This is a genomic window from Candidatus Frankia nodulisporulans (assembly GCF_902806475.1).
GTDB classification, from domain to species: domain Bacteria; phylum Actinomycetota; class Actinomycetes; order Frankiales; family Frankiaceae; genus Frankia; species Frankia umida.
Window position 1 is genome coordinate 1 of sequence record NZ_CADCWS010000270.1, and the last position, 5342, is coordinate 5342.

The 5342-nt window shown below is 72.4% G+C and carries 4 protein-coding genes and 1 pseudogene; 1 reads left to right on the top strand and 4 read right to left on the bottom strand.

Annotation, left to right across the window (positions count from 1 at the left end; translation table 11 throughout):
* The first annotated feature begins 85 nt into the window (after positions 1-85).
* A complete protein-coding gene (locus tag G6R24_RS17830) occupies positions 86-838 on the top strand; it encodes a dienelactone hydrolase family protein (RefSeq protein WP_163550349.1) in 753 nt (250 codons plus the stop codon).
* A 40-nt stretch (positions 839-878) separates the two neighbouring features.
* On the opposite strand, the gene G6R24_RS17835 is transcribed toward G6R24_RS17830, so the two are convergent.
* The 4 genes and pseudogenes from G6R24_RS17835 to G6R24_RS23795 all read right to left on the bottom strand — a co-directional run.
* Positions 879-3284, bottom strand: a complete 2406-nt coding sequence (locus G6R24_RS17835) for an Hsp70 family protein (protein ID WP_163550350.1) — start codon at positions 3282-3284, stop codon at positions 879-881.
* Between the two features lie 68 nt (positions 3285-3352).
* The gene (locus tag G6R24_RS17840) at positions 3353-4348 is read right to left on the bottom strand and encodes a hypothetical protein (RefSeq protein ID WP_163550351.1); all 996 of its coding nucleotides are present in this window, start codon (positions 4346-4348) and stop codon (positions 3353-3355) included.
* Between the two features lie 94 nt (positions 4349-4442).
* Positions 4443-4916 (bottom strand): hypothetical protein, encoded by a 474-nt coding sequence (locus tag G6R24_RS22750; RefSeq protein ID WP_225438677.1) that lies wholly within the window; start codon positions 4914-4916, stop codon positions 4443-4445.
* Positions 4917-5019: 103 nt separating this feature from the next.
* Positions 5020-5277: pseudogene (locus tag G6R24_RS23795) on the bottom strand (response regulator); the annotation flags it as partial.
* Between the last annotated feature and the right edge of the window lie 65 nt (positions 5278-5342).

The following is a 5342-nucleotide window of genomic DNA, read 5'->3' on the forward strand; positions in this document are numbered from 1 at the left end:
CGATGGCGGACGACGGGGGACACGTGCTCCCGTCACATAACGTCCCGCTGAATGTCGTGGGACATGGCAGCGAGAGGTAAGCAACGTGCCAGTCACCGAGCTTGACGTCCAGACCCCCGACGGCGTGCTGGACGCCTACCTGCACACCCCGGACGGCGCGGCGGCCAGCGCGTCCCCGCTGCCGGTGGTGGTCTTCTACCCGGACGCCGGTGGGGTCCGGGAAACCATGCACCAGATGGCCCAGCGGCTGGCCGACGAGGGATACGCGGTGGCGGTGGTGAACTACTACTACCGGCAGGGCAAGGTCTCGTTCGATCTGAACAGCACGTTCGCCGACCCGGACGCGCGGACGCGGATCATGGCCGCGTTGGCGGGTGCCGATGGCGCGCTGGTCGCGCGGGACACCGCGCTGCTGCTCGACGCCCTGGCCGCGCGCGGCGATGTGCGGGCGGACCGGGTTGGCGCGGTGGGGTACTGCCGGGGCGGCAACCTGGCGTTCACCTTCGCCGGGGCGGTGCCGCGGCGGGTCGCGGTCGCCGCGTCGATCCACGGCGGGAGCATCGCCACCGACGCGCCGAACAGCCCGCATCTCAACGCCGACCAGATCCAGGGGGCGCTCTACTTCGGCGTCGCCACCGACGACCCGCACTGCACCCTCGAGCAGCAGGAGCTGCTGACCACGGTGCTGGACAAGGCCGGTGTCCGCTACGAGCTCGATCGTTACGACGCCGCCCACGGGTTCGCCGTCCCCGACCACACCGCCCCCTACGACCCGGCCGCCGCCGAGCTGCACTGGCAGAAGATCACCGCGTTGTTCGCCCGTGAACTCCCGCGCTGAGCCGCGCTGAGCCGCGCTGACCGGCCTGGCCGCCTGGCTGTCAGGGACGGTAGATGATGTCCCACAGGCGGGCGGTCATGTCGGTGCTGGTGGTGGCGAGCAGCAGACCGAACGGCGCGAAGGCGCAGCTTATGACGGTGCTGGAGTGGCCGGCGAGGGTGGCGACCGCGGAGCCGGTGGCGACATCCCACAACAGGGCGGTGTCGTCGGTGCTGGCGGTGGCCAGCAGCTTGCCGTCGGGGGAGAAGGCGCAGCTCTGCGCCGAGCCGGGCAGGGTGGCGACGGTGGAGCCGTTGGACGTGTCGGTCAGCCGGGTGCCCTCGTTACCGGCGGTCGCGAGCAGGGCGCCGTCGGGGGAGAAGGCGCAGCCACCGGTGAAGTTGGTGTGGCCGGGCAGGCTCATGATGATCTCGCCGACGGAGACGTCCCACAGCAGGGTGGATTCGGCGCCGGCGCTGACCAGCAGACGCCCGTCGGGGGAGAACGCGCAGCCGTAGACGGTGCCACGGTGACCGTCGAGGGTGGCGATGTTCTTGCCGGACACCGCCCCCCACAGCCGGACGGTGCGGTCGGTGCCGGTGGTCGCGACGAGGCTGCCGTCGGGGGAGAACGCGCAGCCGTAGACGGGGCCGCGGTGGCCGGTCAGCGTCACCGCCTGGCGGCCGGTGGCGACATCCCACACACGGGCTGTCTTGTCACTGCCGGTGGTGGCGAGCAGCCGGCCGTCGGGGGAGAACGCGCAGTCGTGGATGAGGATGCTCTTGCGGCCGCTGAGCGTGAGGGCGGTGCGGCCGGTGGCGACATCCCACAGCCGGGTGCCGTCCTTGCTGGTGGTGGCGAGCCAGTGGCCGTCGGGGGAGAACGCGGCCGAGGTGACGTCGCGCTCGTGGCCCTTCAGTGTCGCGCGGGCGGTGACCTCCACCTGATGGGACGGACGGGTGCTGCGTTCGAAACCGCGCAGATCCGCCCCGCCACCGGCACCGGTGGCACCGAGCAGCGGGGCCGGGCCGGACGGGAGTGTGGTGGCCAGCCAGTCGGCGTCGCGCACCGGCGTGCCGGGTTCGGCGTGGGTGTGCAGGAGGCTGCCGGGGGCGTCCATCGCCAGGTCGAACAGGGAACCGTCGGTCAGCCGGACCCGGGCGAGCACGGCGCCGGCGTCGTAGCGCTCGCCGGGTTCGACCAGCCAGCGCACCATCGTCGCCCGGGCACCGGGGATATCCCACCGGGCCGGGACGAGCACCGGGTTCGGCCGCGCCGCCGTGGTCCGCCGGGTCGACACCGACGACGCCCACGCCGCCGCGCCGAGCACCACGGCGAGTTCCGGATCGACCGGGGTGTAGATCTGGGTGGTCGACCACGCGGTGCCGACCCCGAGCCGCCCGGTGAGAATGTCGGTGACCACCGGGATATGCGCGCTGCCGCCCACCGACAGCACCCCGCCGAGCTTCTCCGGCCCGTACCCGCCGGCCTCCAGCAGATGCTGGCAGCAGGCCATGGTGCGGGCGAGTGTCGGCGAGGCGAGCTGGGTGAACCGATCGCGGCGCATGCTGACCAGCAGGCCCGCCGGGCTGAACACATCCTCGACCGAGGCGATGTCGCTGAGCTGGTGCTTGACCGCGCGGGCGAAGTCGAGCAGCTCGTGGCGGGTGCGGCTGGCCGTCGTCTGGTACATCTCGCCGCTGCCCGGCGGGTTCAGCAGCGGCTCGAGCCCCGGGCCGTACAGGCCGAGGATCTCGTCGAACAGGATCTGGTCGAGATCACGCCCGCCGCAGTCGTGCAACGCGGAATGACTGAGCATCTCGTGCCGACCGTCGGCGCCGACCTCGATCAACGCGCCTTCGAACGTGCCGCCGCCAAGGTCGTAGACGAGCATCAGCGTGCCCGGCTCGGGCTGGGTGCCATCCAGCGGCGACCAGGCCGCCGCCAACGGTTCGGCCAGCAGGTCGACGTCGACGAACCCCGCCGCCTCCGCTGCCGCGATCATGATCCGCCGCAGTGGCCCGGACGGATCGTAACTGGCCGGTACGGTGACGACCGCCCTGGTCAGCCGCTCTCCGCCGCCGCCCCCGGCACCCGCCCCGCCAGCACCGTTACTACCGCCACCGCTGCTACCACCGCCGTTGAGCTGGAGCTCCGCCTCGGCCTTCAGCGTGCTGATGACCGCTGTGACCAGGGCGCGCGGCGGATACCCGCGCCCATCCAGCCCGACCGCGACATCCCGCGCCAGATCGCGTTTGATCTCACCGCGGTAGGCCGCCGGCCAGATCCGTTTGCGTCGCTCGGCGAGGGTGCCGACGATCAGATTTCCCCCGTCGGCGAAGACCGACGCCGGCCAGTTCGCCGACCCGCTGGCCGGCTCACGCACCAACTCGATGCGCCCCTCGATGGCCAGCGCGGCCCTGGCACTGCAGGTGCCGTAGTCGATCGCGAGGATCGGCTCGCCCACGGCACCCCCTGTCCACGTTGTCCGGTGGGCAGATCGTAGCGGCGACCACCGACACGACGTCGGCACCCTCACCAAACTCGCCGACAACGGGACGCTTCGTCCGACACCGGTCGCCGCTGGTGAGCAACCGTCGACACCGGCCGCCCCTCGGGACCCTCGATCCCGGCCGTCCCGAACGTCAATCCAGGATCGCCGTCGCCGTCGCCGTCGCCATCGCCGTCGAGTGCCGAGTGTGGGCGGGCCGCCGGTCTCCCCCGTAAGACCGGCGGCCCAAGGAACCACACCGGTGCGCCCCCGTACGACTCCGAGCCGCCCCACGTTTCCCCCGACGAGGCAGCCCGATCACCGCCGCACCGGTGCGATCCCTTGGTTCCATCCTGTGGTCCCGTGCCGCCGGACGCTACCCCATTCATCGGGGGGAAATGGCGCTCGCCGGGTGCGGCCTGAGGGCCACGTGGCCGGGGATGGTCGAAGATCCACGCGAGCTGATGGGGATGGTGCCAGCGGGTGGGATGCCAGGGGGGCGGGCGCAGGGCGTCGGCCGTCCGGGCGAGGAGTTCGAGCTGGTCGGCGACCAGGTGGCCGAGCTCGGCCACGAGATCGGCGGGCAACGTGGCGTCCTCCCCGGGGGAGAGGCGTAGTCGCGCGACGGCCATGCCACGGTGGAAGACGCGCGTGACGCCCGAGGCCAGGCCGTCGGCGATGAGGTCGGGCGGACGATGGGACGTGTCCGCGGAGGCGGGCGTGACGTCCAGGGAACGGGCGAGGGCGGCGGCCAGCTTGGCGGCGAGTGTGACGGAAGCCAGCAGCCAACGTTCGTCGTCGACGCGGTAGAGGCGGGCATCTGGTGGTCCGAGCCAGATGGCGTGGCCGTAGCTCCGGGCACCCGCGATGCCGCTACCGGGTTGGGCCCCCGGGGCCGGGCCGGCGGCTGTCAGGTCGGGGGCGCGGATGCGGGTCACGTTCGCGGGCAGCGCGGCGGTGCTCAGGAACGAGGCGAAGAAGGCGGCGAGCCGCCGGTCGGACCTGCTGCGACCGCCCTTCCCCCGCCCCCCGGTTCCCATTGTGACGAGGGTGTGGGCCGCGATGCCCGTCCGCAATCCCGCAGAAGTAAGGGGGCCGGACGGACGGATGTGGGGCGCGGGTGGGTGCGAAAGGTCAGTGGAAGCCGAGTTCGAGGGCCCACTGGCCGGCGGCGTTGCTCGGCGCGATGGACGGCGGGGCCTCCGGATGGCTGGCGAGGTATTTCGTCCGCACCGTGCGCAGGTAGTCGGCGACGACACTCTCGCGGATCTTCATCTCCCGGGCGGCCTCCCGGTAGGTCAGTCCGCGACAGCCGATGAGGATCATCACCTCGGCCTCGCGGGGGGACGGCCGGTGCAGTCGGCGGCGGCGGCGGGCGGCGTCGAAGATGCGGTCGAGATGACGGCGGGCGGCGGGCGGCGAGAGATCCCACTCGGCGCACAGCTCGTCCATCAGGTCCCCCTGGGCGAGACCACGCAGAAGATCGCGTTCGGTGCTGTCGATCTCGCCCCGGGACAGCGGTCGGCGTTGTGCGTCGTCCAGCAGGAAGCCGGCGAGCCGGGTGGAGATGTGGTGGCCGCCGGCCGCGACGGCGATGACCGCCGGCACGAACTGGTGGGACGGCGCGGCCTTGTCGACGAAGCCGTGGGCGCGCGGCGATCGCCTCGAGCACCTCGTCCGGGGTGGCGACGCCGGAGGTCGCCAACACCAGCAGGCCGCGTCGATGCAGCTCGGCGACCGCGGCCGCACCGGACAGGCCGGGCAGATGCAGGTCGCAGACGACGACGTCCGGGGTGGCGGCGACGTCGAGGTCCTCGAGACGCGGGGCGGGCGCGAGCACCGAGAAACCGGCGCCGGCGAACCGAGCGGCCAACGACTCGGTGGTGATCGGATGATCCTCGACGATGGCCACGGACACCGGCCGGCCGGCCTCGCCACGGCCGCGACCATCCTGGCTACTCAGGGTCATGGGAGCTCCCCGTCCGATGCGGGCGGTGGGATCAACACGTCAGGTGTGCTCGGTGTGCTCGGTGT